Source organism: Cellulomonas sp. P4_H4 (assembly GCF_056400865.1).
On record NZ_JBFUKL010000001.1, the window covers coordinates 1,094,111 to 1,118,406 of the forward strand.

A 24,296-nucleotide genomic window follows, 5' to 3' on the forward strand; every position below is an offset into this window, starting at 1 on the left:
CGTCTCTGTACCGTCTCTGTTGGGAGATCAGATAGATCCGGGGGCCGCTGCGGGGCACACCACCAGTGCCCGACGTGGCCGGGCAACCGGTCAAGACTAGCCCATCCGGCACGTCGACCCAAATGTGGGTCCGATGCTGCAAGGTGGGGACCCGTACGGACGGAAGACTGTGGCCCACGACTGGCCCACGACTGGCTCACGACGGAGACCACGGAGGTGCGGTGGAGCGGCTCGATGCAGCGGCGGTGCGCGCCTGGGCGTACGCGTCCCGTGCGGCGCTCGCGGGGTCCCGCGACCGGATCGACGCGGTCAACGTGTTCCCGGTACCGGACTCCGACACCGGGACGAACGTGCTCCTCACCGTGACCGGCGGGGTCGAGGCGCTGGACGTCGGTCCGGCCGCCGAGGCCGAGGACGTGCGGGACGCCATGCGTCTGCTCGCCCGGGGTGCCATGCGTTCAGCCCGCGGGAACTCCGGCGTGATCATCAGCCAGTACCTGACCGGGTTCGCGCAGGGCCTGCCCGCGTATCCAGACACCGTCGACGTCGCCCGGTGCCTCGCTGCCGCGGCACGTGCCGCGCGCGGGTCGATGCAGGAGCCTCAGGAGGGCACGATCCTGACGCTCGCCGACGCGGTCGCCCGCAGTGCCGCTACGGCAGCCGACGCGGGCGCGGACCTGGCGTCGATGCTCGGCTCGGTCGTGGCCGATGCGCACCGGGCACTGGCCGCGATCAGCGCCGAGCACCCTGTGCTGCGCGCAGCCCACGTCGTGGACGCCGGGGCGTGCGCGCTGCTCGTGATGCTGGACGCCCTGGCGCGCGTGGTCGGGGAGCAGCCCGCGAGCACGGACGCGCTCGCGTGGCTGCCCGCGGCACGCGACGAGAGGTGGCCCATCGACCCGGTGGGCGGCGCCTACGAGGTCATGCTGCTGGTCAGCGCCGACGGCGACCTCGGTCCGACGCTCCGGACCGCCATGGCGGCGCTCGGCGACTCCGTCGCGGTCGTCGGCGGCGACGGGACCTGGCACGTGCATGTCCACACCGACGACCCGGCGGCCGCCATCGCCGCGGCCGGCATCGGTGTGCGTGAGCAGGTGCTCGTGCGCCTAGTCGTCGCCGCGCACGGGGCTGCGGCGCGCGCCGACGACCCCCGCTGTGGTGTCGTGGTCTGCACGAGCTCGCCCGACCTCGCCGGCTGGTACGCGTCCGCGGGGGCGGTCACGGTCGTGCGCTGCGCGGAGGCCGCCGTCACGGCGCACCATCTCGAGCGGGCGGTCACCGACGCCGGCACCTCCCGCGTCGCCGTCCTGGCGGGGGATGCCGTCGCCGACGACGAGGTCGCCCGGCTCGTCGCCGCGCACCCGGAGGTCGAGGTGCTCGACGCCGGGGACGAGCTCCGGGTCGCCGTCGCGACCCTCGCACTCGCGACGACGTCGGACGCCGGGTTGTCCGCAGCCCACCAGGCCCTCGGTCGGCTCCGCGCGGTCGAGCTCGACGGGCCGGTGACGCCGCTGGCCGTCCGGGACGCCGCCGGTGCTCTGCTGCGATCCGCGACCGAGCCTGTCGAGAGCCTGACCGTGCTGCTGCGTGACCCGGGCGAGCTGCTCGACGAGCTCGCGGCCTTCCTGGCCGAGCACCAGCTCGGCGTCGAGCCCACGGTCGTCGGGCCGACCGGTCGGGGGCCTGCCGTCCTGATCGGGCTGGACTGAGCCGTGGCCGGATCGCGCAAGGTCCGCACTCCGCCGAGCGGCCTGGTCTACGAGGACGGCGTGCACACGGTCGTCGACCCGTTGCAGCAGCCCGTCCCGGCCAAGAGCCCGACCGAGGCCAAGAAGTTCGTCGCGTTCGGCCTCGAGACCCAGGCCGACCTGCTGGTGCACTACCCGTGGCGGTACGCCGACTCGCGCGAGGTCACCGACATCGCGAGCCTCGCGATCGGGCTCAACGTCGCGCTCGTCGCCCGGGTCCGTGGTGCGCAGATGAAGCACGCCGCGCGTACCGGCAGGCCGCGGGTCGAGGCGACGATCACGGACGGCACGCGATCCCTCAGCCTGGTCATCTTCACGGCCAACGAGGGCGTCGCGAAGTGGCACCTGGCCAGGCTCGTCGTCGGGGAGCTCGGGCTGTTCTCCGGCGAGATCAACGTGTTCAACGGCCGCCTGCAGCTGGCCAACCCGGTCTACCAGATCCTCGGGTCCGTCGAGGACGAGGCGCGGGCGATGGAAGAGGCCGAGTGGCCGATCCCGATCTACCCCGCCACCAAGGGCCTCGACTCGGAGTCCATCCGCGCCGCGCTGCGTCGGGTGCTGGACCCGCTGACCGAGGACGACGTGCCCGACCCGGTGCCGCAGGAGATCCGCGAGCAGCGCGGGCTCGGGTCGCGCCTGCGAGCGCTGCGGGACGTGCACGTCCCCCGCGAGGACGCGGACGTGCACCGCGGGCAGGCGCGCCTGCGCTACGAGGAGGCGTTCGTCCTGCAGACCGAGCTCGCCCGGCGGCGCGCGCGGGCCCAGCGGGAGGCGTCCACTGCGCGCCCGCCGCGGCCCGGCGGGCTGCTCGAGGCGTTCGATGCGCGCCTGCCCTTCGACCTCACGCCCGGCCAGCTCGTGGCAGGCGCGGACATCAGCGCCGACCTGGCCCTCGACCGGCCGATGCAGCGGCTGCTCCAGGGTGAGGTCGGCTCGGGCAAGACGGTCGTGGCCCTGCGGGCGATGCTCCAGGTGATCGACGCGGGCGGGCAGGCCGCCATGCTCGCCCCGACGTCGGTCCTGGCCGCTCAGCACGTCCGCACGCTGCGCAACCTGCTCGGCGACCTGGCCGAGGGGGGCATGCTCGGCGGCTCCGAGATCGGTACGCGGGTCGCCCTGCTCACCGGTGCGCAGGGGGCGGCCGAGCGCAAGGTCAACCTGCTCGACGCCGCCAGCGGGCAGGCGGGGATCGTCGTCGGCACGCACGCGCTCCTGTCGAGCCCGGTGCAGTTCGCCGACCTCGGGCTCGTCGTGATCGACGAGCAGCACAAGTTCGGCGTCGAGCAGCGTGGCGCGCTGCTGGCCAAGGCGAAGAACGCTCCCCACCTCCTGGTCACCACGGCGACACCGATCCCGCGCACGGTCGCGATGACCGTGTTCGGCGAGCTGGAGATCTCCGAGCTGCGCGAGGTCCCCGCGGGGCGAAGCGGGATCACGACGCACGTCGTCCCGGTCGGCAACCCGGCGTGGATGGACCGGTCCTGGCGGCGCGTCGGCGAGGAGGTGGCGCGCGGCGGGCGCGCGTTCGTCGTGTGTGCGCGCATCGACCCGGACGACGACGACTTCGCGCACGAGGACGACGGCGACGACCTCTACCTCGACGACGAGCCGACGACGGTCGGCGAGGCCACGGGACCGAGCGCCCGACCCGCCAAGCGCCCCCTGCGGGCGGTGCTCGAGGTCGTGGAGACGCTCCGGCACGACGACCGGCTGGGCGGCGCTGCCGTCGGGCTCCTGCACGGCCGGATGTCCGGTGAGGAGAAGGACCAGGCGATCGCCGACTTCGCGTCGGGGAAGACCCCCGTGCTCGTCTCGACGACCGTGATCGAGGTGGGCGTCGACGTGCCGGCCGCGACCGTGATGGTGGTGCTCGACGCGCACGTGTTCGGCCTCTCGCAGCTGCACCAGCTGCGCGGCCGCATCGGGCGCGGCAGCGAGCCCGGCATCTGCCTGCTCGTCGCGGACGTGGCCGACGGCAGCACCGCGGCGAGGCGGCTCGAGGCGCTCGCAGCGACCACCGACGGGTTCGAGCTCGCCCACGTCGACCTGCTGCTGCGGCGCGAGGGCGACGTGCTCGGCGCCGCACAGTCCGGCCGCCGCGGCGCCCTGCGGTTCCTGCGCGTCACCAGCGACGGTGCCGTGATCGACCGGGCCCGCGAGGACGCGCGCAGGCTCGTCGACGCCGACCCCGAGCTGACCCGGTGGCCCGCGCTGCGCGGGGCGATCGACACGCAGCTGGCCGACGGTCGCGAGGAGTTCCTCGGCCAGACGTGACGCGTAGCGACCGCGGCACGGCGGCACATTCCGCACGGCTACCCTGGCGAACGTGTCGAAGCCCGTCATCAGCGCCAAGGACCTCCTCGTCGGCTATGGCGGCGCCCCCGTCTGCGCCCCGGTCACGTTCACGCTCGCGCCCGGGAAGGTCATCGCGCTCGTCGGCGCCAACGGGTCCGGCAAGTCCACCGTGCTGCGTGCCGTGATCGGCCTGCTGGAACCGTCCGGCGGCACGCTCCAGGTGTTCGGCGCGAAGGTCGACGAGCGCGAGGTCGGCTTCCGCACGAAGGTGGCCAGCGTGCTCGACGACGACGCCTACTTCCCGGCCCTCACCGTCTCGGAGCACCTGTACCTGACGGCCCGTGGGCACGGCGTCCGGGGTGCGGAGACGGTCGTCGCCGAGCTGCTCGCGGAGTTCGGGCTGGCCGACCACGCGAAGTCGCTGCCGGTCGCGCTCTCGTCGGGCCAGCGCCGCCGACTGCTGCTCGCGGCCGGGTTCGTGCGGCCGCGCTCGCTGCTCGTGCTCGACGAGCCCGAGCAGCGCCTCGACCGGGCCATGCGTGGCCGGCTGGCCGACCGCATCAACGCGGAGAAGAAGTCCGGCGGTGCGGTGCTCGTCGCGACGCACGACCCGGACCTGCTCCGTGCGGTCGCGGACCGGGCGGTGCACGTCTCGGACGAGGTGTCCAGGCTGCTGCCCGCGGACCAGGCGGCCGACCTGATCTCGCGGGAGAACCCGTGAGCACGGACCCTGGCATGGACGACGGCACGGTCGACGGCACGGACGACGAGCCTGCCGTCCAGCCCTACGAGCTGGGCGCGGTCCCGGGGGCGCGCAGCATCCGCCGGTACACGGCGCAGGCCGCGAGCGCCCGCAGCGACGCCACGATCGGCTCGCTGCTCGGTGACGTCTACTACGCGGTCATCAGCATCGCGATCAGCATCGGCGTGGCGCTCGGGGCGTCGCAGGCGATGCGGGTCGCGCTGCCGCCCGAGCCCGACATCAGCAGCCCTCTGAGCCTCAGCCTGGCGAGCCTGGTCGTCGTCATCCTCATCGCGCTGGGCGGAACCGTGCTCTCCCTCGCCGGCCGCCTCGGGCCGGTCGGTGCCGGGGGCGCGGAGGCCGCCTGGTGGCTCGGGCTGCCGGTCGACCGGCGCGGGCTCCTGCGCCCGTCCTCGCGGCGTCTGCCGCTGCTCGCCGGGTTCGTCGGCGCGGTCATCGTCGCGCTGCTCGACGCGGGGCTGCTCGCGGACGAGGGCTCCCGGGTCGCGCGCGTCGCGTCGGCGTCGGCCCTGGTCGCGGCGGGCATCGTGCTGCTCGCCGCCGTCGGGCAGTCGGCCAGCGTGTCGCGGCGCGCGATCGCCTTCGTCGGTGACGTCCTGCTCTTCCTCGCACCGGTGGCCGCCGTGGTCCTCGCCTCGCTCGGCTGGTCCGTCGACCGGGTGCCTGGACCGCCGTGGTGGCTCGTCGTCGTCCTCCTCCTCGTCGTCGTGGGCCTGGCGTTCCTGGTGGACACCCGGCTCGGCCGGATGCCCGAGAAGACGCTGCGCGAGAGCGGGTCCGTGGCCACACAGGCCGCCGGCGCGGTCGTCTCGATGGACTCGCGTGAGCTCGGTCGTGCGCTGACGGACGGTGCTGCTGCGCCCGTGCGCCGGTGGACGTCGCGGCTGCGTACCGCGCGGGGACCGGCGACCGCCCTGGTCACCGCGGACCTCGCGGTCCTGCGGCGCTCGGCCCGGCACGTGGTGCAGCTGGTCGTGGCAGCACTCGTCCCGGTTCTCGTCAGCACGGTCCCGGAGCTGGCGAGCCCGTTCGGGGTGCTGCTCTCGGTGCTCGTCGCCGGGTACGTCGCGATGAGCGCCACGGGTGAGGGCGCTCGCCGCGCCGAGATGGCACCGATCCTCGACCGGCTCCTGCCGATCGACGCGCAGACGGTGCGACGCCTGCGGATGATCGTGCCCGCCGCGGCGATGCTGCTGTGGTCGGTCGTCGCGTTCGCAGCCGTGGGCCGCTGGGCCTCCAACGTGCCGGACTGGATCGCCCTCGGGGTAGTCTCGACGCCCGTCTGGGCGGCCGCGGCCGTCCGGTCCTCCTACCGACCCGCGCCGGACTGGGGTGGGGCGCTGGTCTCGACCCCCATGGGTGCGCTGCCGACCGGCGTCGCCACCGTCCTGGCGCGCGGGCCGGACCTCGTCGTCCTCTGCCTGCTGCCCGTGTGGATCGCGATCCTGCTGCGCACCGTCAACACGCCGCTCATGGGGACGCAGATCGCGCTGTCGGCCATCGCCGTGGCCATCGCGTCCTCGATCAAGAAGGGCTCGCTCATGGAGCGGATGATGGAGGCTCAGGAGCAGGCCAAGGAGGGGTCGGTCCGGTGACGCGCATCGTCGCCGGCTCGGTCGGTGGCCGCATCCTCGAGGTGCCCAAGGCGGGGACGCGCCCGACCAGCGAACGTGTCCGCGAGGCGCTGTTCTCGCGGCTCGAGCACCTCGACGTGGTGGACGAGGCCCGCGTCCTCGACCTCTACGCGGGGTCGGGCGCGCTCGGCATCGAGGCGGCCAGCCGGGGCGCGAGCCACGTGACGCTCGTCGACTCCGCCCGGGACGCGGCCGACGCGTGCCGCCGCAACGTCGCGTCCCTCGGCCTGGTGGAGCGCGTCACGGTCGCGGCCGAGAAGGCCGTCACGTTCGTGCAGCGTCCGGCGACGTGGGACCTGGTGCTCGTCGACCCCCCGTACGACGTCACCGAGGCCGACCTGAGCGCCGTCCTCGCGCCCCTGCAGCTCTCCGCGCACGGGGTCCTGGTGGTCGAGCGAGGCCGCCGCTCGCCCGAGCCCACGTGGCCGGACGGGCTGGTGCAGCTGGACCGCCGGGCCTACGGCGACACGGTCATGTGGTTCGCGGAGCGCTCAGAGCCCTGAGCCGTGCAGCACGGTGAGGCGTGGCCCGCCGAGGTCCAGCACGCCGGCCGGGCGGAACCCCGCGCGCTCGTAGAACGGCAGGTTGCGCGGGTCGGTCGTTCCCAGGTAGGTCCCCAGCCCGTCCCGACGGGCCGCGGCGACCCCGGCGTCGAGCAGGAGCCGTCCGGTTCCTCGGCCCTGGTGCGCGGGTTCGACGGCGAGGTAGTTCAGGTACGCCGAGGGGACCTCGGGCGCGAAGGGTGCCGCGCGGCTCAGCGCGGTGAGGATGTCGTGGGCGCGCTCGGGGCCGACGAGAAGCGCGAGGGCGGCTGCGGGCGACGGGAGCGACTCGGGCACCGCCTGGGCGCCGGGCAGGCGCCAGGCGGCGACGCCGATCACCGAGCCGTCGTGGCGGGCGACATGGACGCGCCCGACGGCGAGGTAGCGGTCGACCGACGGGCCGAGCCACGCGGCGCAGGCGTCCTCGCGCGTGGCCGCGTCGGGCAGCGCCCAGACCATGAGCGGGTTGTCCCGATAGGCGCGGGCCAGGACGGTCCGGATGGCGGGAGAGTCCGCCCACGTGGCGGTCCCGACGGTCGGCTGGGCCCATGAGGCCCGATGCTAGGCGCCGCGTGTAGGGCGCGACCCGACGGACCCGCTGGCCTACCCTGACGAGGTGACCATCGCCGTCTGTCCCGGGTCGTTCGACCCGATCACCCTCGGGCACCTCGACGTGGTCCGCCGCGCACGGTCGATGTTCGACGAGGTCGTCGTCGGCGTCGCGACCAACTCAGCCAAGTCCTCGCTGCTCTCCGTCGAGGTGCGCGTCGCGCTGGTCCGCGGCGCGATCGAGGGGCTCGACGGTGTCCGGGTGGCCCCGGTGGACGGCCTGCTCGCCGACTTCGTGCAGGAGGTCGGAGCGAGCGCGGTGGTCAAGGGCCTGCGCGGCGGGGCGGACTTCGATGCCGAGCTGCCGATGGCGCTCATGAACCGGCACCTGGCCGGTGTCGAGACCGTGTTCGTGGTGGGTGACCCGGCGCTGGCCCACATCGCGTCGTCGCTGGTCAAGGACGTGGCCCGGTACGGCGGAACCATCGACGACCTCGTCCCGGCGGGTGTCGCAGACGCGGTGCACGAGGCGCTGCGAGGAAAGGACGACTCATGACGGAGCAGGACCCGACGACGCGCCCCGAGGGGCTCACGGGCGTGCTGGACGCGATCTCGGCGGTGGTCGAGGGGGCCCGCGCCATGCCGATGTCCTCCTCGGTGCTGGTCAACCGCGCCGAGCTGCTGGACCTGGTCGAGCAGGCGCGAGACGTGCTTCCCACCCAGCTGACGCGCGCGGACCAGGTGCTCGCCGACGCCGCCGCGGCTCGCGAGCAGGCCCAGGCAGGTGCGGACGAGATCCTCGCGCGCGCCCGTCGCGAGGCGGCCGCGCTCGTCGACGAGGAGGCCGTGGTGGTCGCGGCGCGCGAGCACGCGGCCGAGCTGCTCGCCGAGGCGCAGGAGACCGTCGAGCGGTTGCAGCGCGACGCCGACGACTACTGCGACCGCCGGCTCGCCGACTTCGAGATCGACCTGGGCAAGGTGCTCGGACAGGTGCAGGCGGGGCGGGCCAAGCTGGCGGGTCGGCTCGGCTCCGAGTGAGCATGGGCCCGGCTCGCGACGGCGCCGAATGAGACTTGCGCCACCCGCGCAGGATTTGGGTGGCCCGTCACCTGTGCCGTAGAGTTGTCCGTTGGTTCTGCCGCTCATGGCACGGACCGAGATCAACGAGGGGACCCTGGCCGTGCAGCGCCCTGTTCACCTCGATCCTCGTTCGCCGTTCGTGCTCGATTCGCACGAGCTCGGTCGACGTCCAGGATCGACGCGGACCGTGCAGCGCACCGTGGCTGCCCCGGAGGATCTCGGTACTGACGTGATCGGCGTCCCCACCGGGAACGACGTCGAGCTGGATCTTCGGCTCGAGGCGGTCATGGAGGGGGTCCTGGTCACCGGATCCGTCCGTGGTCGGGCGATCGGGGAGTGCGTGCGCTGCCTGGGTGAGGTCATCGAGGATGTCGATGTCCAGCTCACGGAGCTCTACGTGTATCCCGAGCGTGCGGCCGTCGCGGCGGAAGACGGGGACGACGAGGAGGACGTGCGTGAGCTCGAGGGTGATCTGATCGACCTCGAGCCTGCGCTGCGAGACGCGGTCGTGCCGGCTCTGCCGTTCCAGCCGTTGTGCGCCCCCGACTGCCCAGGTCTGTGCTCCGAGTGTGGCGCACGTCTGGCGGACGACCCTGACCATTCGCATGAGACGCTTGATCCTCGCTGGGCCGCTCTGGGCGGCCTCGTGAGCTCGAACGACGAGACGAAAGAGAGCTAGCCGTGGCTGTTCCGAAGCGCAAGATGTCGCGCAGCAACACCCGTGCGCGTCGGTCGCAGTGGAAGACCACTGCCACGACGCTCCACACCTGCCCGAAGTGCAAGGCGAACAAGATGCCCCACACGGCTTGCCCGTCGTGCGGCACGTACAAGGACCGTGCGTACGCCGAGGCCGTGCGTACCGAGTTCGAGGTTCGCTGAGTCAGACGCTTGTGGGCCGTGCTGCACCCGATGACCGGAGGACCGGCGTGAGTGCCACGGCTGACCAGCTTCTCGTGCTTGCCCTGACGCACCGGTCGTTCGCGCACGAGGCGGGCGGGCTGCCCACCAACGAACGCCTGGAGTTCCTGGGCGACACGGTGCTCGGCCTCGTCGTCACCGAGGCGCTGTTCCGGACGCACCCGGACCTGTCCGAGGGCTCGCTCGCGAAGATGCGGGCCGCCACCGTCTCGCAGCGCGCGCTGGCCGTCGTCGCCCGCGACCTCGACCTGGGCAGCTACGTGCTGCTGGGCAAGGGCGAGCTGTCCACGGGAGGAGCCCAGAAGGACTCGATCCTGTCGGACACCCTCGAGGCCGTGTTCGGCGCGGTGTACCTCTCGCACGGGCTCGAGACGGCGCGCGGCCTGGTCGAGCGCCTCGTCGGCCCGTCCCTGGAGGCGGCGGCGGACCTGGGTGCCGGCCTCGACTGGAAGACGTCCCTGCAGGAGCTGTCCGCGGCCATGGGCCTGGGCTCGCCGGTGTACGACGTCGACGGCGAGGGTCCGGACCACGCGCGGACGTTCACCGCCCGTGCCGTGATCGCCGGTCAGCCTCGCGGCATCGGCGTCGGCCGTGCCAAGAAGGTCGCCGAGCAGGATGCCGCCGCGGATGCATACCGCGTGCTCGAGGAGTTGCGCGCGGCGGAGGCCTGACGATGCCCGAGCTGCCCGAGGTCGAGACCGTCCGGGACGGCCTGGCGCGGCACGTGCTGGGCCGGACGATCACGTCCGTAGCGGTCAGCCGCGACTACAGCGTGCGGCGCCACGAGGGCGGACCGCTCGACTTCGCGGGGCGTCTCACGGGCCGCCGGCTGGACGCTGCCGTCCGCCGCGGCAAGTTCCTCTGGCTGCTGCTGGACGACGAGGACGACGCCCTCATGGCCCACCTCGGGATGAGCGGCCAGCTCCTGGTCCGCACCGAGCCCGTCGACCACCCCCACCTGCGGGTACGGCTCACGCTCGACGACGGCTACCTGGACTTCGTCGACCAGCGCACGTTCGGGCACCTCAGCGTGCCGGACCTGGTGCCGACCGGTGACGACCTGCCGGGGGGCCTCGGCTCGGACCGGCACGTCGTACCCGAGCCCGTGGCCCACATCGCCCGCGACCTGCTCGACCCCGCGTTGGACCGGGACGCCCTGGTCAGGGCCGTCCGGCGCAGGAAGACCGGCCTCAAGCGGGCGCTGCTCGACCAGTCCCTCGTGTCCGGCATCGGGAACATCTATGCCGACGAGGGCCTCTGGCGTGCGCAGCTGCACTACGCGCGCCCCACCGAGACCCTGCGGGTCGCCGAGGTCGAACGTGCCCTGGACGGCGCCTGCGAGGTCATGACCGAGGCGCTGGAGCAGGGCGGGACGAGCTTCGACGCCCTGTACGTGAACGTCAACGGCAGCTCGGGCTACTTCGACCGGTCGCTCAAGGTGTACGGACAGGAGGGCCGGCCCTGCGCCCGGTGCGGCACGGCCATCCGTCGCGACCAGTTCATGAACCGCTCGTCGTACAGCTGCCCCCACTGCCAGCCGCGGCCACGCAACGGGCGCTTCTAGCTGTGCCCGGGGCGGTGCACCACGTTCGTCAGCTCGCCGCCTGACAGGAAGGCGAGCAGGTTCTGGGCCACGAGCTCGCCCGCGCCGAGCGGCCGCCCGCCCGCGGCGTGCGGTGTGAGGAGGATGCGCGGCTCGTCCCACAGCGGCGAGTCGGCCGGCAGCGGCTCCGTCTCGAACACGTCGAGGGCGGCACCGGCGATGCGACCGGAGCGCACGGCGTCGAGCAGCGCGACCTCGTCGAGCACCGAGCCGCGTCCGACGTTGACCACGAAGGCGTGTGCGGGGAGCAGGTCGAACACCGCCTCGTCGATCACACGGGCCGTCTGCGGGGTCGCGGGCAGGAGCGAGACCAGCACGTCGGTGCGGGGGAGCGCCTCGGGCAGGTCGAACGCCGAGATCACCGGGTAGCCGTGCCGGATCCCCGCGGTCTGGGCGACGCCACGCACGTCGGCACCCAGTGCGCTGAGCATCGGAGACAGCCGCGCAGCGATCGAGCCGAAGCCCCAGATGAGCACGCGCGCGTCGGCCAGGCTGCGGAACTCGAGCCCGGGCCGGAAGTCCTGCATGCCGCCGAGGTCGTCCGCCCAGCGGTGCTCGTCCTGCGCGCGCACGCAGTCGGGCAGCCGGCGGGCGAGCGCGAGCAGCAGCGCGAGCGTGTGCTCGGCGACCGGCACGTCGTGCAGCCCGCGGCCGGAGGTGAGGACGACGTCGGGAGCGAAGCCGGCGGCCAGCGCCGAGTCGGGGCCGGCGGCGAGCGTCTGCACCCAGCGCAGCCGGGTCAGCCGGCGGGCCGCGTCGGACAGCTGTCGGTGCCCGTTCCCCCAGATGACGAGGGCCTCGGCGTCGAGGACGTCGTCCGGCAGGGGCTGGGTGACGTCGTAGCGCACCACCCGCACGTGGGTCGGGACGGCGGGGGTGTCGGACATCGTGGAGGGGAGCAGGAGGATGGTCACCTCGCTACGATGCCATCGTGCCCGCCACAAGCGCTCCCGCAGCCGAGGCCGGTCTCATCACCGTGTTGATCGTCGACGATCACGAGGTGGTGCGACGAGGGATCGCCGAGGTGGTCGACGGCGCAGGTGACATGCGGGTCGTGGCGGAAGCCAGCTCGGTGGCGGAGGGCGTGCAGCGGGCGGAGCTCCTGCGCCCGCGCGTCGTCCTGGTGGACCTGCAGCTACCCGACGGCACGGGCATCGACCTGCTGAACGCCCTTCGGGAGACGCTGCCCGAGACGCGCGCGATCGTCCTGACCTCGTTCGACGACGAGGACGCGATGGACGCCGCACTCGAGGCAGGTGCGGCCGCGTACGTGCTCAAGTCGGCACGCGGCAAGGAGATCTCCGATGCCATCCGTGCGGTCGCGGACGGTCGGGTCCTGCTCGACGCCAAGGTGGTCACCCAGCACTACTCGGGGGCGACGGACCTGACCAAGGAGCTCACGCCGAGCGAGGCGCGCATCGTCGACCTCATCGGCGAGGGGCTGTCCAACCGGGAGATCGCGGACCGCCTCGGCGTCGTGGAGAAGACCGTGAAGAACCACATCACGGCGGTGCTCGCCAAAATGGGCCTGCAGCGCAGGACGCAGGTCGCCGCCTGGGTCGCGTCGCGCAAGCACTCGGGCTGGCGCAGCGAGCCGGGTTCCTAGAGCAGGACTCTGCCGGGCCGGGTCGTCCCGCCAGAGCCGCTCGACCAGGGTGTCGAGGTCGGCTCGTCGGCCCCCTGCCCTCCTGACCCCCGCAGGTCAGCCCAGCGGCACCGACCAGGAGAGCAGCGTGCCCCCACCCTCGCGGGGAGGCTCCACGCTGAACGTCCCACCGCGGGCGCGCGCCCGCGCGGCGAGGTTCGTCGTCCCGGACTGACGGGAGGGTCCCGGGCGGATGCCCCTGCCGTCGTCCTGGACCTCCAGCAGCACCTGTGACGTCGTGGCGGTGAGTCGCACGGCGACCGCGTGCGCCTCCGCGTGGCGTGCGGCGTTGGCGAGCGCCTCACGGACGACGGCGACGACGTCGGAGGCGAGCGACCCGTGCACGCGTTCGTCCAGCCGGTCGGCGTCGAGGTCGCCCACGGCGACCACGTCGCCGTCGAGCGTCGCGACGAAGCTCGGGTCGAACCCGAGTCCTGTGCGGGCGAGGTCGACCTCACGGAGCAGGCGCGCGACGACGCCGACGCCCCCGTCGGGGTCACGCAGCTCGTGCACGATGTGCCGGATCTCCCGGACCGAGCCGTCGACGTTCTCGAGCGCGTCGTCCACGACCTCGGCGAGCTCGGCGGCGTCCACCCCGCGTGCCGCGCGCCGCCGGACGGTCTCGAGGTGCATCCCCGTCGCGAAGAGCTGCTGGATCGCGAGGTCGTGCAGGTCGCGGGCGATGCGCTCGCGCTCGTCGAGCAGGGTGGCGGCGTCCTGAGCGGTACGGGCCTCGGCGAGCACGAACGCGAGAGCGGCCTGCTCCGCGAACGACACCGCCGTGGCAAGGTCCGAGTCGTCGAAGCGCGGCGCGCCGACGCGGCGGGACAGGATCAGGACCCCGAGTCCCCGACCGGGCGACCGGAACGGCGCGAACAGGGCCGGCCCGAGCTGCCGCAGCGCCGGATCGGCCACCTCGCGCGCGGCCTGCAGCGACGGCACGTTCAAGCCCTTGCCGGCCGTGAGGACGTCGTGCGCGCGGCTGCCGGCAGCCATCGTCGTGCCGATCAGGTCGTCGCCGGCCAGGCCGTCGACCAGCTCGATGACGAGCTCACCGTCGACGCCCGGCAGTGCGAGCGCCACTGTGTCGGCACCCCCCACCTCGCGCGCTGTCGAGGCGATGTGGGCGAGGGCGTCCTCGGCCCCGACGCCCTCGAGGAGCATCGTCGTGATGGCCCGCTCCGCCCGCAGCCATCGCGTGCGGTGCTCCGCCTCGGCGTACTGCTGCGCGTTGGAGACGGCGACGCCGGCGGCGGCCGCCAGTGCGGCCGCGACCTTCTCGTCGGCAGGGGTGAACGGCTCGGGCTTGTCCGAGAGGTACAGGTGCCCGAACACGCGCTGACCGAGGTGGATGGTCGCGCCCAGGAAGGAGCCGGGTGCCGTCAGCTCCGAGAAGCCGTCGAACGTCGGATGGCGACGCAGGTCCGCGAAGCTCAGGGCGCCGTCGATGGGCAGCTGGTCGAGCAGGGCCGGGCGCTGCGGACCGTTCCGCAGGGCCTGTGCCAGCTCGCCGGGTCGTCCCGTCCGCACGAACGTGATGGACCGGCCGTGCGAGTCCCGCACGTCGATCGCGCCGTACCGGGCACCCGTGAGCCGTGCGCTGACCTTCACGAACCGTTCGAGCACCGCGTCGAGGTCGAGCTCGCCCGCCACAGCCAGCATGGCGTCGAGCAGGTGGTCGAGGGCGTCCGGGGTGAGCGATCCACCAGCAGGCTCGGGCGCACCGTCACCACTCACCGTCGGCCTCCTGGTCGAGCGCCACACCGTAGTCGGGAACGCGGACGCGCAGGTCGGCGTGCGTGCCACGGGCGCGCACCCGACCGGCGTCGAGCCAGATCACGTCACCCGCAGCCGCCAGGGGACTGAGCCGGTGCGTCACGACGACGATCCCACGGGGATCCTGCAGCAGGTCGGTCACGAGCGCATCCGCGGCGGCCGGATCGAGGTGCTCCGCCGGTTCGTCGAGCAGCAGCAGCGGTGCCGACGAGAGCAGCGCGCGGGCCACGAGCAGCCGTCGGCGCTCGCCGCCGGAGACCGTCCGTGCGTCGGGGCCGATCGCGGTGTCCAGACCGTCGGGCAGGCCGGCGAGCCAGCCGCCGAGGGCCACGCGCTCCAGCACGGCGGTGGCTTCCTCTCGGGTCACGTCTCCGCGCCCGACCCGCAGGTTCTCCAGGACGGTCGTGCCGAACACGTGAGCATCCTCGGTCCCGACGACGACGGTCGCCGCGACCGCCTCGCGACCGAACGTGCCCAGGTCGAGCCCGTCGAGCGTCAGCGTGCCCGACCGCGGGTCCAGCAGCCCCGCGAGCGTGAGCAGGGTCGTCGTCTTCCCGGTGCCCGACGGGCCGACGATCGCGACGGACCGTCCCGGCCGCAGCCTGAGGTCGAGGTCCTGGACGACCGGCGGTCCGTCCGGCCAGCCGGTCGTCACGGCGGACGCCACCAGCAGCGGTTCGGGCCGACGCGGGTCGGCGTCGACTAGCACCGGGTTCGCCGCCTCGTCGTCGAGCAGCGCGAGCACGCGCGCGGCCGCGGCGCGCGAGCGGTGCACCTGGATCATCGCGGCAGGCAGCAGAGACGTCGCCTCGAAGGCCGCGAGCGGGGTGAGCACGATGACCGCCAGGTCGACCGCGGCGAGGTGCCCGGCGGTCACCGCGGGGACCCCGGTGACGAGCGCTGCGAGCACCGCCAGACCGACCGCCAGCTGACCGAGCCCGGCGGCCAGGGCAGCGGACGGAGCACCCGCGTCGGTCGCGGCGACGATCCGTCCGTCGGCCTCCTTCAGGACGGCCAGCTCGCGCGGGACGCGGCCGGAGACCAGCAGCGGTCCTGCGTCGTCGAGCAGGCCGAGCGCGGCGGCGGTCATGTCCGACTGTCCCTGGACCGCCAGCTCCTCGGTGATCCGGGCGCCCCGGGACGCGAGGAACGGGGCCACGACCCCGGCGAGCACCAGGCACGCTGCCAGGGCGAGGCCGGCCGGCGGCCAGAAGAGGCACATCACGACCGAGGTGAGCACGCCCAGCAGAGCCGCGACGCCGATCGGCAGCAGGCCGCGGACCACCACGTCGCCCACCGCGTCGACGTCCGCACCGACCCGCGCCAGCAGGTCCCCCCGCCGCAGCCGCAGGAGGGTGTCGGGACGGCCGACCGCGAGCCGCTCGTACAAGGTGGTCCGGAGCTGCGTCATGCCTCTCAGCGCGACGTCGTGCGACACGAGCCGCTCGAGGTAGCGCAGCACTCCTCGTCCGATGCCGAACGCACGCACCGCGACCGTGGCGACGCTGAGCTCGAGCACCGGCGGCATCTGCGAGGCGCGTGCGATCAACCACGCGGCCGTCCCGGCCAGCGCGACCGCGCAGCCGAGCGCGAGGGTGCCCAGGACGAGGGCAAGGACGACCCGGCGTCGGTCCACGTCGAGGAGGGCGACCGCACGCCGCAAGGTTCCGGGCCCGACCGTCGCGTGCCTCACGCCGGCACCACGTCGTCCGCGCCGCTGCGGACCTCGACGACGACGTCCGCGCAGGCGAGCAGGGAGTGGCGGTGCGCGACGAGCAGAACCGTCCGTCCGGCGTCGCGCAGCACGCGGACCGACTCGAGCACGACCGCTTCGCCTGCCGCGTCGAGGTGCGCCGTGGGTTCGTCGAGGATGACCAGCGGGGCGTCGGAGACGAGGGCACGGGTCAGCGCGACGCGCTGTCGCTGGCCGAGGCTCAGGCCCGCTCCACCTCGCCCGATCTGCGTCTGCCAGCCGTCGGGCAGGGTCGCGAGGACCTCGTCGAGCCCCGTCAGGGACGCAGCCTCGCCCGACTCCCTGCCGACGATCGACGCGATCGTTCCCGGCTCGAGGACCGGGCGCTGGGGGAGCCACGTGACCTGCGACCAGAACGTGGCCAGGTCGATGTCCTGCAGGTCGAGCGGGCCGACCAGCACCGCGCCCTCGTCGGGACGGACGAGGCCGAGCAGGACGTCGACCGCGGTCGTCTTGCCGACGCCGCTGGGACCCCGCAGTGCGACGACGGTCCCGGGACGCAGCTCGAGGTCCAGGGTGTCGGGGGTGCGGCCGCCCGCGGTGCGGACGCTCACGCCGGCGAGTGCCACCGTGGCCGTGCGCAGGTCCGGCGCCGGTCTCGTGCCCGACGGCGGCACCGGTGTCTCGAGGACGGCGAACGCCTGTGCCGCGGCCGCGACCCCGTCGGCCGCGGCGTGGAACTGGGCCCCTACCTGACGCAACGGCAGGAACACCTCAGGGGCGAGGACCAGGACGGCGATCCCGGTGGTCAGACCGAGGTCGCCGTTCACCAGCCGGAGCCCGATCGCGACGGCGACGAGCGCGACGGACAGCGTGGTCAGCAGCTCGAGGACCATGCCGGACAGGAACGCGATCCGCAGCGTCCCCATGGACGCCTCCCGGTGGGCGTCCCCGAGGGCACGCACCCGGGCGCCCTGCCCGCGAGCGCGACCGTGCGCGCGCAGCGTCGGTAGGCCCGCCAGCAGGTCGAGGACCTGGGCGCCGAGCCTCTGCATCGCGACGAGACCGCGCTCCGAGCGTCCCTGCGTGAGCCTGCCGACCAGGATCATGAAGATCGGCACGAGCGGCAGCACGGCGAAGAGGATCGCGGCGGAGATCCAGTCCAGCCCGAGGACCACGAGCAGGACCGCGGGCGTGACGGTCGCGGTCAGCAGCAGCTGCGGCAGGTAGCGGACGAAGTACGGCGCCAGGTTGTCGAGCCCCCGGGTGGCGAGCGTGACCACCGCGGGTCCTTCGCCCGACGCGAGCCAGCGCGGACCGAGCGCGACGGCGTGGTCGACCACCTGCTCGCGCAGCTCGGTGATCGTCGCCGTCGCCGCGCGGTGGGCGAACCGTTCCTGGCCCGAGGTCACCACGACCCGCGCGACGACCACGACGGCGAGCCAGCCGATCGTGGGACCCAGCTCGTCGAGCGTGGCACCGTCGTGCACCGCGCCACCCAGCGCGTGCGCCAGCAGCAGCGCCTGGCAGACCACGAGCGCGGCGATCACGACGCCGAACGCGGCGGTCAGGACGACGTAACCGCGCGCAGAACGGGCGTACCGCAGCAGGCGCGGGTCGAGAGGCCTCACTCCGTCGAGGTGGTCTGGCGTTCGAGAGGCGGAACCTTGTCGAACGTCAGGCCGGTGTGCCCGGGGATGTTCGAGGCCGAGATCCGCTTGCGGAACACCCAGTACGTCCAGCCCTGGTAGAGCAGGACGATGGGCGTGAGGATCACCGCCACCCAGGTCATCACGACGAGCGTGTAGTGCGTCGAGGACGCGTTCGTGATGGTGAGCGAGTTGGCCGGGTCGAACGCCGGCATCACGTCGGGGTACATCGAGCCGAAGATCAGCACCACGGCCGCGACGATGGCCACCGCCGACGCGGTGAAGGCCTGGCCCTCGCGACGAGCACGGGCCGCCATCACGACGACGATCAGCGAGACCGCGGCAACTGCGACGGCGATCCAGGTCCAGGCCACCGAGTACGCGATCTGTGCCCAGATCGCCCACGAGCCGGCCACGACGAGCGTGAGGATCGAGGACCGTGCCGCGAACGCGCCTGCGCGCTCGCGGATGTCGCCGCCGGACTTGAGGGCGAGGAAGACCGCGCCGTGCGACAGGAACAGGAGCAGGGTCGTCGCGCCCCCGAGCAGCGCGAACGGGTTGAGCAGGGCCCAGAAGCCGCCGACGTACTGGTGGTCGGCATCGAGCTCGACACCTCGGACGAGGTTGGCGAACGCGACGCCCCAGAGCAGCGAGGGCACCCAGGAGCCGATCATCAGCGCACCGTCGGCGAGCGCGCGCCACCGGTCGTCGTTGATCTTGCCGCGCCACTCGAACGCCACGACGCGCACGATCAGGGCGAGCAGGATGAGCAGGAGCGCGAGGTAGAAGCCGCTGAACATCGTGGCGTACCACTCGGGGAAGGCCGCGAACGTGGCGCCGCCCGCGGTGAGCAGCCACACCTCGTTGCCGTCCCACGTCGGGCCGATCGTGTTGATCATGACGCGGCGGTCGCGGTCGCGGGAGGCCCTGTCGCCGCGGGCGAGGAGCCCGAGCAGCATGCCGACGCCGAAGTCGAAGCCCTCGAGCACGAGGTAGCCGGTCCACAGGACCGCGATGAGCAGGAACCAGACGACGGTCAGATCCATGGCTGGGCCCCCTCAGTAGGCGAACGACAGCGGGCGCTGGGCGGCGTCCGGGTCGTCCGGGTCGATGCGGTTGTCGGGGTTGTCCGGGCTCGGGTCACGCTCGCTGTCGGCGACGCCCTCGATCGCGTACCGGTGCATCAGGCGGAACCAGAACACGGCCAGCACCCCGTAGAGCAGCGTGAACGCCACGAGCGAGGTGACGACGGTGCCGGTTCCGACGACGGTCGACACACCTCTCTCCGTGAGCATCCAGACGCCGTCGACCCCCGTGGGGTTGGGCGCGACGACCCAGGGCTGGCGACCCATCTCGGTGAAGATCCAGCCGAACGCCGAGGCGAGGAAGGGCGTCGCGAGAGCGACGAGCGCCAGTCGGCTGATCCACTTGTTGCCGCTCACCCGACCGCGCCGCGTCACCCAGAAGGCGAACACCGCGAGCGCAGCCGAGCCCAGGCCGAAGCCGATCATGAGCCGGAACGACCAGTACGTGATGAGCAGGTTCGGCTGGTACGAGATCGGCTGGCCGGAGTCGTCCGTGAACCCGTACTTCTCCTCGTACTGCGTCTGCAGGTCCTCGACGCCGGGCAGCGGGGCGTTCCAGTCGCCGCTCGCCAGGAAGCTGGTCAGGCCCGGGATCTCGATGATGTGGCTGACGCCCTCGCACGAGTTGCTCAGGTCGCCGATGGCCAGCAGCGAGAACGAGGCACCGTCGACCGTCTCGCACAGAGCCTCGGCCGACGACATCTTCATCGGCTGCTGCTGGAACATGAGCTTGGCCTGCTGGTCACCTGTCAGCGCGACGCCGATCCCGGCGATGAACACGACGACCACGCCGAGCACGACGGCCGGACGGTAGACGTCGCGGGCCTTGTCCACCTGCCCCGCGCGCACCAGGCGGACCATCCACCACGCGGCGATGCCCGCGACGAACGTGCCCGCGGTGACGAACGCAGCCGTGATGGTGTGCGGGAACGCGGCCCAGAGCGTCGAGTTGGTGAGCACCGCGCCGATGTCGTTCATCTCCGCGCGGCCGGTCGCCTCGTTCCAGACGGCGCCGACGGGGTGCTGCATCCACGAGTTCGCCGCGAGGATGAAGAACGCCGACAGGTTCGTGGAGAGGGCCACGGCCCAGATGGTGGCCAGGTGGATCTTCTTCGGCAGCTTGTCCCAGCCGAAGATCCACAGGCCCAGGAACGTGGACTCGACGAAGAACGCGGCGAGGGCCTCCATGGCCAGCGGTGCACCGAAGACGTCGCCGACGAACCGTGAGTACTCGGACCAGTTCATCCCGAACTGGAACTCCTGCACGATGCCCGTCGCGACGCCGATGGCGAAGTTGATCAGCAGCAGCTTGCCGAAGAACTTGGTCAGCCGGAGCCAGCGCTCGTTGCCCGTGCGGACCCAGATGGTCTGCATGATCGCGACCAGGGGAGCGAGCCCGATCGTGAGCGGCACGAAGATGAAGTGGTAGACGGTGGTCGCCCCGAACTGCAGGCGGGCCAGGTCGAGCGGGTCCACGGTTGCCCTCCGTCATGGGTGCAGCGGTCGTGGCCCATCCTGCCCCCACCAGGGGCTTCCGCGTACAGGGACCTTCGGCACATGCGGACGTTGTGTCAGATTCGCTAAGCGCCTCCGGCGCGTCTTCGTGGCGCGGGACGCGACGCAGGGGGTCGCTGTGCGATACTGGCCGCGGCTCCCTGGGCGACCACACCGTCACGGGACCCTTGAGCTCGCAGCATCAGCTTGTCGTGCGCGCCAGCCGCCGCCCTGCCAGCCGGACGTCCCAGATCGGGAACGCCGGCCAGGCCTCGCAGGCGATGGCGCCGACTCGGTGCAGCAGCCACGACCGCCGACTTTCCGTCGCCGCGCAGAACGCGTGCGACGACCGACCTGCCGAGTACCGCCTGATGTGTGGGTGGCGATGCTCGGTACCCAGGAGCACTTCGCGTGACCGACGAGAACACCCCCACCATCGAAGACGCAGCCGCAACGGCCGGGGGTGAGGCACCGCCCGCCGCCCCGCGCCGCCGTCGAGCCACCCGCGTGACCGCCGCGCCCAGCAACGAAGCCCCGGTCGAGCCCGTCACGACGCTGCCCGCCGCCGCTGCTGAGACTGCGCCCGTCGCCGAGCCGACCGTCGAGCTCGCCGGCGACACCGCGGACGCCGCCCCGGAGGCTGCCGCGCCCGTGAAGAAGAAGTCCCGCCGGGTCACTCGCACCGTCGTCCCGGTGAGTGCCGACGCGCCCGCAGCGCCCGCGGCGCCGGTTGTCGAGCCTGTCGTCGAGCCGGTCGCAGCCCCGGCCGAGGCCGCTGTCGAGGCGCCCGTCGAGGATGCGCCGCCCGCGAAGGCGCCGCGCCGCCGTCGGGCGAGCTCGCGTCCGGTCGCGACACCGGAGCCGGTCGCCGAGGTCGTGGCCGAGGACGAGCCGGTGGACGAGCCCGAGGCCGTGACGCCCGCGCTCGACGTGCTCGCCGAGTTCGCCTCGACCGTGCCGGCGGAGCCGGATCAGCCTGCTGAGCCTGCACTGCCGACCACGACGAGCACCACCGCGACCGGTCCCCGGTTCGCGACGACCGCGCTCCTGTTCCAGGCGCCGGACCCGAGCGCCACCCGCCCGCGCCGTCGGCGTGCCCAGGCGAGCACGGGCTCGCCCGAGGAGATCTCCGAGTCCGCTCACCGCGCCGACGACGACGCCCCTGCGGCGCTCGCGGTCGACGCACCGGCGGCGGAGACGACCGAGATCGATGCTGCCCCGAGCGAGACCGGCACGTCGTCGCGCAACTCGCGCCGCCGCGGTCGCCGCGGTCGCAGCGGTGGGGGAGCGGGCGCGGGCGCCGGTTCTGACGAGGCTCAGGACGAGGCCCAGGACGAGGAAGCCGTCGACGACCTCGAGGCGGCATTCGCACGCGACCTCGCGCAGGATCTCGCGCAGTCCGAGGACCGCTCCGACGAGGACGCCCAGGACCAGACTGACGACGAGTCCGACGACGACGAGGACGAGACCGACGACTCCGCGACCGGCAACGGCGCACCGCGTCGTCGCCGTCGTCGCGGCGGTCGGGGGCGTCGCAGCCGCTCGGACTCGCCAGCGGGATCGAGCGCGTCGCAGGACGACGAGGCCGAGGGTGACGAGCCCGCCACGGGTGCCGACGACGCCGAGGGCGCCGACGACGACTCCGACGAGAACGGGAACGACGAGGCCGGTTCGAGCCGTCGTCGTCGCCGTCGTCGTCGCGGATCCTCGGGCGGTTCGGGCGACGGTGGCGGCGAGGCCCGTGCACCCCGCACGCGCACGCCCAGCGACGAGGTCACCGCGCTGCGGGGATCGACCCGGCTCGAGGCCAAGCGCCAGCGCCGTCGGGACGGCCGCGACGCCGGTCGTCGTCGCCAGATCATCACCGAGTCCGAGTTCCTGGCCCGCCGCGAGTCGGTCGAGCGCACGATGATCGTCCGCGAGAAGAACGCGCGCACGCAGATCGCGGTGCTCGAGGACGGCGTGCTGGTCGAGCACTACGTGTCCAACCAGGCGCAGACCTCGATGGTCGGCAACGTCTACCTCGGCCGCGTGCAGAACGTGCTGCCGAGCATGGAGGCCGCGTTCGTCGACGTCGGCAAGGGCCGCAACGCGGTGCTGTACGCCGGTGAGGTCAACTGGGACGCCGCCGGCCTCGAGGGCGGGTCCGCCCGCCGCATCGAGCAGGCGCTCAAGTCCGGCGACCCGGTGCTCGTGCAGGTGACCAAGGACCCGATCGGTCACAAGGGTGCGCGCCTGACCTCGCAGGTCACGCTCGCCGGCCGGTACCTCGTCTACGTGCCCGGCGGCGGCATGACCGGCATCAGCCGCAAGCTGCCCGACACCGAGCGCAACCGCCTGAAGCGCATCCTGCGCGAGATCGTCCCCGAGACCGCGGGCGTCATCGTGCGCACCGCGGCCGAGGGCGCCTCCGAGGACGAGCTGCGTGCGGACATCGCCCGGCTGCAGGGCCAGTGGGAGGCGATCGAGAAGAAGTCGAAGACCGCCTCCGCTCCCGCGCTCCTGCAGGGCGAGCCGGACATGGCGATCCGCGTGGTCCGCGACATCTTCAACGACGACTTCAGCAAGCTCGTGGTCGAGGGCGGCGACGCCTGGTCGACGATCTCGTCGTACATCGACGAGCTGGCGCCGGACCTGGCGCAGAAGGTCGAGCGCTGGACCTCGCAGACCGACGTCTTCGCCGTGCACCGCATCGACGAGCAGCTCGCCAAGGGCATGGACCGCAAGGTCTGGCTCCCGTCGGGCGGCTCGCTCGTGATCGACCGCACCGAGGCCATGACCGTGGTCGACGTCAACACGGGCAAGTTCACGGGCTCGGGCGGCACGCTCGAGGAGACCGTGACGCGCAACAACCTCGAGGCCGCCGAGGAGATCGTCCGCCAGCTCCGGCTGCGGGACATCGGCGGGATCATCGTCATCGACTTCATCGACATGGTGCTCGAGTCGAACCGCGACCTCGTCCTGCGCCGCCTGGTCGAGTGCCTCGGGCGTGACCGCACCAAGCACCAGGTCGCCGAGGTCACCTCGCTCGGCCTCGTGCAGATGACCCGCAAGCGCGTCGGGCAGGGCCTCGTCGAGGCGTTCAGCGAGACGTGCGAGCACTGCCACGGGCGCGGCTTCATCGTGCACGAGGAGCCGATCGAGAAGAACAACCAGCGTCCCGACGCCGGTGAGCAGCAGGTGCCCGCCAACGGTGACGGCTCGGCCACGAGGTCCCGTCGCAAGCGCGGAGGCGCCAAGGAGCCCGTCTCGCACGTGCCCCACGCGGGTGTGCCCGTCCTGCCCGAGGCGCGGGAGGCCGTCAAGGCGACCCTCGCGACGATCGCGGCGGCCGCGGCCCACGCGCACGAGCACGAGCACGACGCACCGGTGGTGACGGACCAGGAGGCTCCCGTCCTCGAGGTGTCCGAGGTGGAGACCGAGCAGGTCTCGCCGCCTGCCCCGGCGTTCGACGTGTTCGCCGAGCTCGCAGCCTCGCACCCCGGTGCGGCGCCCGCCGGGGACGTCGAGCAGGTTGACGTCCCGTCCGACGAGCGGTCCGACGAGCAGCCCGACGCGCCCGCGGAGGAGCTCGAGCTGACGCAGGTCCCGGCCGACGTCTTCGAGTCGCTCGACGAGTCGGGCGACGAGCCCGCCGACGAGCCGTTCGACCAGTCGCAGGACGCGTCGAGCGACGAGCCGGTCGACGCACCCGACGACGAGCCGGCCGACGAGTCGGGCGACGAGCCCGAGCAGGCGCCCGAGCAGTCCTGAGCCTCTCCTGCGGCGACGTGCGATAGGTCACGTCGCCCGCAGGGGAGCCGTCCAGGTTTGACCCTGCGG

General features: G+C 73.0%; 20 protein-coding genes. 13 read left to right on the forward strand and 7 right to left on the reverse strand.

Features of this window, described 5'->3' with window-relative positions; translation table 11 throughout:
- Positions 1 to 221 precede the first annotated feature (221 nt).
- The 5 genes from AC1DPN_RS05260 to rsmD are packed head-to-tail and all read left to right on the forward strand — an operon-like array spanning position 222 to position 6,943.
- Positions 222 to 1,709 carry a DAK2 domain-containing protein gene (locus tag AC1DPN_RS05260; RefSeq protein ID WP_477083637.1) on the forward strand — a complete coding sequence of 496 codons (1,488 nt, stop codon included), beginning with the start codon at positions 222 to 224 and terminating at the stop codon, positions 1,707 to 1,709.
- Between the two features lie 3 nt (positions 1,710 to 1,712).
- A complete protein-coding gene (locus tag AC1DPN_RS05265) occupies positions 1,713 to 4,022 on the forward strand; it encodes an ATP-dependent DNA helicase RecG (protein WP_477083638.1) in 2,310 nt (769 codons plus the stop codon).
- Positions 4,023 to 4,074: 52 nt separating this feature from the next.
- Positions 4,075 to 4,764: an ABC transporter ATP-binding protein gene (locus AC1DPN_RS05270; RefSeq protein ID WP_477083639.1), complete on the forward strand. Its 690-nt coding sequence runs from the start codon at positions 4,075 to 4,077 to the stop codon at positions 4,762 to 4,764.
- A complete protein-coding gene (locus AC1DPN_RS05275; RefSeq protein ID WP_477083640.1) occupies positions 4,761 to 6,401 on the forward strand; it encodes a DUF6297 family protein in 1,641 nt (546 codons plus the stop codon). Before AC1DPN_RS05270 ends, AC1DPN_RS05275 begins: the two co-directional genes overlap by 4 nt.
- Positions 6,398 to 6,943: a 16S rRNA (guanine(966)-N(2))-methyltransferase RsmD gene (rsmD, locus tag AC1DPN_RS05280; RefSeq protein ID WP_477083641.1), complete on the forward strand. Its 546-nt coding sequence runs from the start codon at positions 6,398 to 6,400 to the stop codon at positions 6,941 to 6,943. Before AC1DPN_RS05275 ends, rsmD begins: the two co-directional genes overlap by 4 nt.
- Here rsmD and AC1DPN_RS05285 read toward each other — a convergent pair.
- A complete protein-coding gene (locus AC1DPN_RS05285) occupies positions 6,932 to 7,441 on the reverse strand; it encodes a GNAT family N-acetyltransferase (RefSeq protein ID WP_477083642.1) in 510 nt (169 codons plus the stop codon). The two genes, rsmD and AC1DPN_RS05285, sit on opposite strands and share 12 nt — an antisense overlap.
- Positions 7,442 to 7,598: 157 nt before the next feature.
- Here AC1DPN_RS05285 and coaD point away from each other — a divergent pair, with 157 nt between their 5' ends.
- The 6 genes from coaD to mutM all read left to right on the forward strand — a co-directional run bounded on the left by coaD (position 7,599) and on the right by mutM (position 11,093).
- Positions 7,599 to 8,087, forward strand: coding sequence for a pantetheine-phosphate adenylyltransferase (gene coaD, locus AC1DPN_RS05290; RefSeq protein WP_477083643.1), 489 nt, complete (start codon positions 7,599 to 7,601; stop codon positions 8,085 to 8,087).
- Positions 8,084 to 8,569: a hypothetical protein gene (locus AC1DPN_RS05295; RefSeq protein WP_477083644.1), complete on the forward strand. Its 486-nt coding sequence runs from the start codon at positions 8,084 to 8,086 to the stop codon at positions 8,567 to 8,569. Before coaD ends, AC1DPN_RS05295 begins: the two co-directional genes overlap by 4 nt.
- 142 nt (positions 8,570 to 8,711) lie before the next feature.
- Positions 8,712 to 9,290: a YceD family protein gene (locus AC1DPN_RS05300; protein ID WP_477083863.1), complete on the forward strand. Its 579-nt coding sequence runs from the start codon at positions 8,712 to 8,714 to the stop codon at positions 9,288 to 9,290.
- A 2-nt stretch (positions 9,291 to 9,292) separates the two neighbouring features.
- Positions 9,293 to 9,490, forward strand: a complete 198-nt coding sequence (rpmF, locus tag AC1DPN_RS05305) for a 50S ribosomal protein L32 (RefSeq protein ID WP_426592685.1) — start codon at positions 9,293 to 9,295, stop codon at positions 9,488 to 9,490.
- A gap of 47 nt (positions 9,491 to 9,537) precedes the next feature.
- The gene (rnc, locus tag AC1DPN_RS05310; protein WP_477083645.1) at positions 9,538 to 10,200 is read left to right on the forward strand and encodes a ribonuclease III; all 663 of its coding nucleotides are present in this window, start codon (positions 9,538 to 9,540) and stop codon (positions 10,198 to 10,200) included.
- A 2-nt stretch (positions 10,201 to 10,202) separates the two neighbouring features.
- Positions 10,203 to 11,093 carry a bifunctional DNA-formamidopyrimidine glycosylase/DNA-(apurinic or apyrimidinic site) lyase gene (gene mutM, locus AC1DPN_RS05315; RefSeq protein WP_477083646.1) on the forward strand — a complete coding sequence of 297 codons (891 nt, stop codon included), beginning with the start codon at positions 10,203 to 10,205 and terminating at the stop codon, positions 11,091 to 11,093.
- Here the strand turns inward: mutM and AC1DPN_RS05320 are convergent.
- Positions 11,090 to 12,046, reverse strand: a complete 957-nt coding sequence (locus AC1DPN_RS05320; protein WP_477083647.1) for an NAD(P)-dependent oxidoreductase — start codon at positions 12,044 to 12,046, stop codon at positions 11,090 to 11,092. The genes mutM and AC1DPN_RS05320 overlap by 4 nt on opposite strands.
- A 17-nt stretch (positions 12,047 to 12,063) precedes the next feature.
- On the opposite strand from AC1DPN_RS05320, the gene AC1DPN_RS05325 reads away from it, so the two are divergent.
- Entirely contained in the window at positions 12,064 to 12,738 is a 675-nt protein-coding gene (locus tag AC1DPN_RS05325) for a response regulator (protein WP_477083648.1), read from the forward strand.
- Positions 12,739 to 12,834: 96 nt separating this feature from the next.
- Here AC1DPN_RS05325 and AC1DPN_RS05330 read toward each other — a convergent pair whose 3' ends face one another.
- The 5 genes from AC1DPN_RS05330 to AC1DPN_RS05350 are packed head-to-tail and all read right to left on the reverse strand — an operon-like array spanning position 12,835 to position 20,456.
- On the reverse strand, positions 12,835 to 14,514 hold the full coding sequence (locus AC1DPN_RS05330; RefSeq protein ID WP_477083649.1) for a GAF domain-containing sensor histidine kinase: 1,680 nt from the start codon (positions 14,512 to 14,514) through the stop codon (positions 12,835 to 12,837).
- Positions 14,504 to 16,246, reverse strand: coding sequence for a thiol reductant ABC exporter subunit CydC (gene cydC / locus AC1DPN_RS05335; protein WP_477083650.1), 1,743 nt, complete (start codon positions 16,244 to 16,246; stop codon positions 14,504 to 14,506). Before cydC ends, AC1DPN_RS05330 begins: the two co-directional genes overlap by 11 nt.
- A complete protein-coding gene (gene cydD / locus AC1DPN_RS05340; RefSeq protein ID WP_477083651.1) occupies positions 16,243 to 17,877 on the reverse strand; it encodes a thiol reductant ABC exporter subunit CydD in 1,635 nt (544 codons plus the stop codon). The genes cydC and cydD overlap by 4 nt, the downstream gene beginning before the upstream one ends.
- A complete protein-coding gene (gene cydB / locus AC1DPN_RS05345) occupies positions 17,874 to 18,941 on the reverse strand; it encodes a cytochrome d ubiquinol oxidase subunit II (protein ID WP_477083652.1) in 1,068 nt (355 codons plus the stop codon). Before cydB ends, cydD begins: the two co-directional genes overlap by 4 nt.
- Before the next feature lie 12 nt (positions 18,942 to 18,953).
- Entirely contained in the window at positions 18,954 to 20,456 is a 1,503-nt protein-coding gene (locus tag AC1DPN_RS05350) for a cytochrome ubiquinol oxidase subunit I (RefSeq protein WP_477083653.1), read from the reverse strand.
- Positions 20,457 to 20,885: 429 nt separating this feature from the next.
- Here AC1DPN_RS05350 and AC1DPN_RS05355 point away from each other — a divergent pair, with 429 nt between their 5' ends.
- On the forward strand, positions 20,886 to 24,227 hold the full coding sequence (locus AC1DPN_RS05355; RefSeq protein WP_477083654.1) for an Rne/Rng family ribonuclease: 3,342 nt from the start codon (positions 20,886 to 20,888) through the stop codon (positions 24,225 to 24,227).
- The last annotated feature ends 69 nt before the right edge of the window (positions 24,228 to 24,296 follow it).

What these genes read in the sequence shown, in the direction of transcription:
- AC1DPN_RS05285 (WP_477083642.1), bottom strand. Translation starts at nt 7,441, where the DNA reads ATGGTCTGGGCGCTGCCCGACGCGGCCACGCGCGAGGACGCCTGCGCC.
- AC1DPN_RS05295 (WP_477083644.1), top strand. Translation starts at nt 8,084, where the DNA reads ATGACGGAGCAGGACCCGACGACGCGCCCCGAGGGGCTCACGGGCGTG.
- mutM (WP_477083646.1), top strand. Translation starts at nt 10,203, where the DNA reads ATGCCCGAGCTGCCCGAGGTCGAGACCGTCCGGGACGGCCTGGCGCGG.
- cydB (WP_477083652.1), bottom strand. Translation starts at nt 18,941, where the DNA reads ATGGATCTGACCGTCGTCTGGTTCCTGCTCATCGCGGTCCTGTGGACC.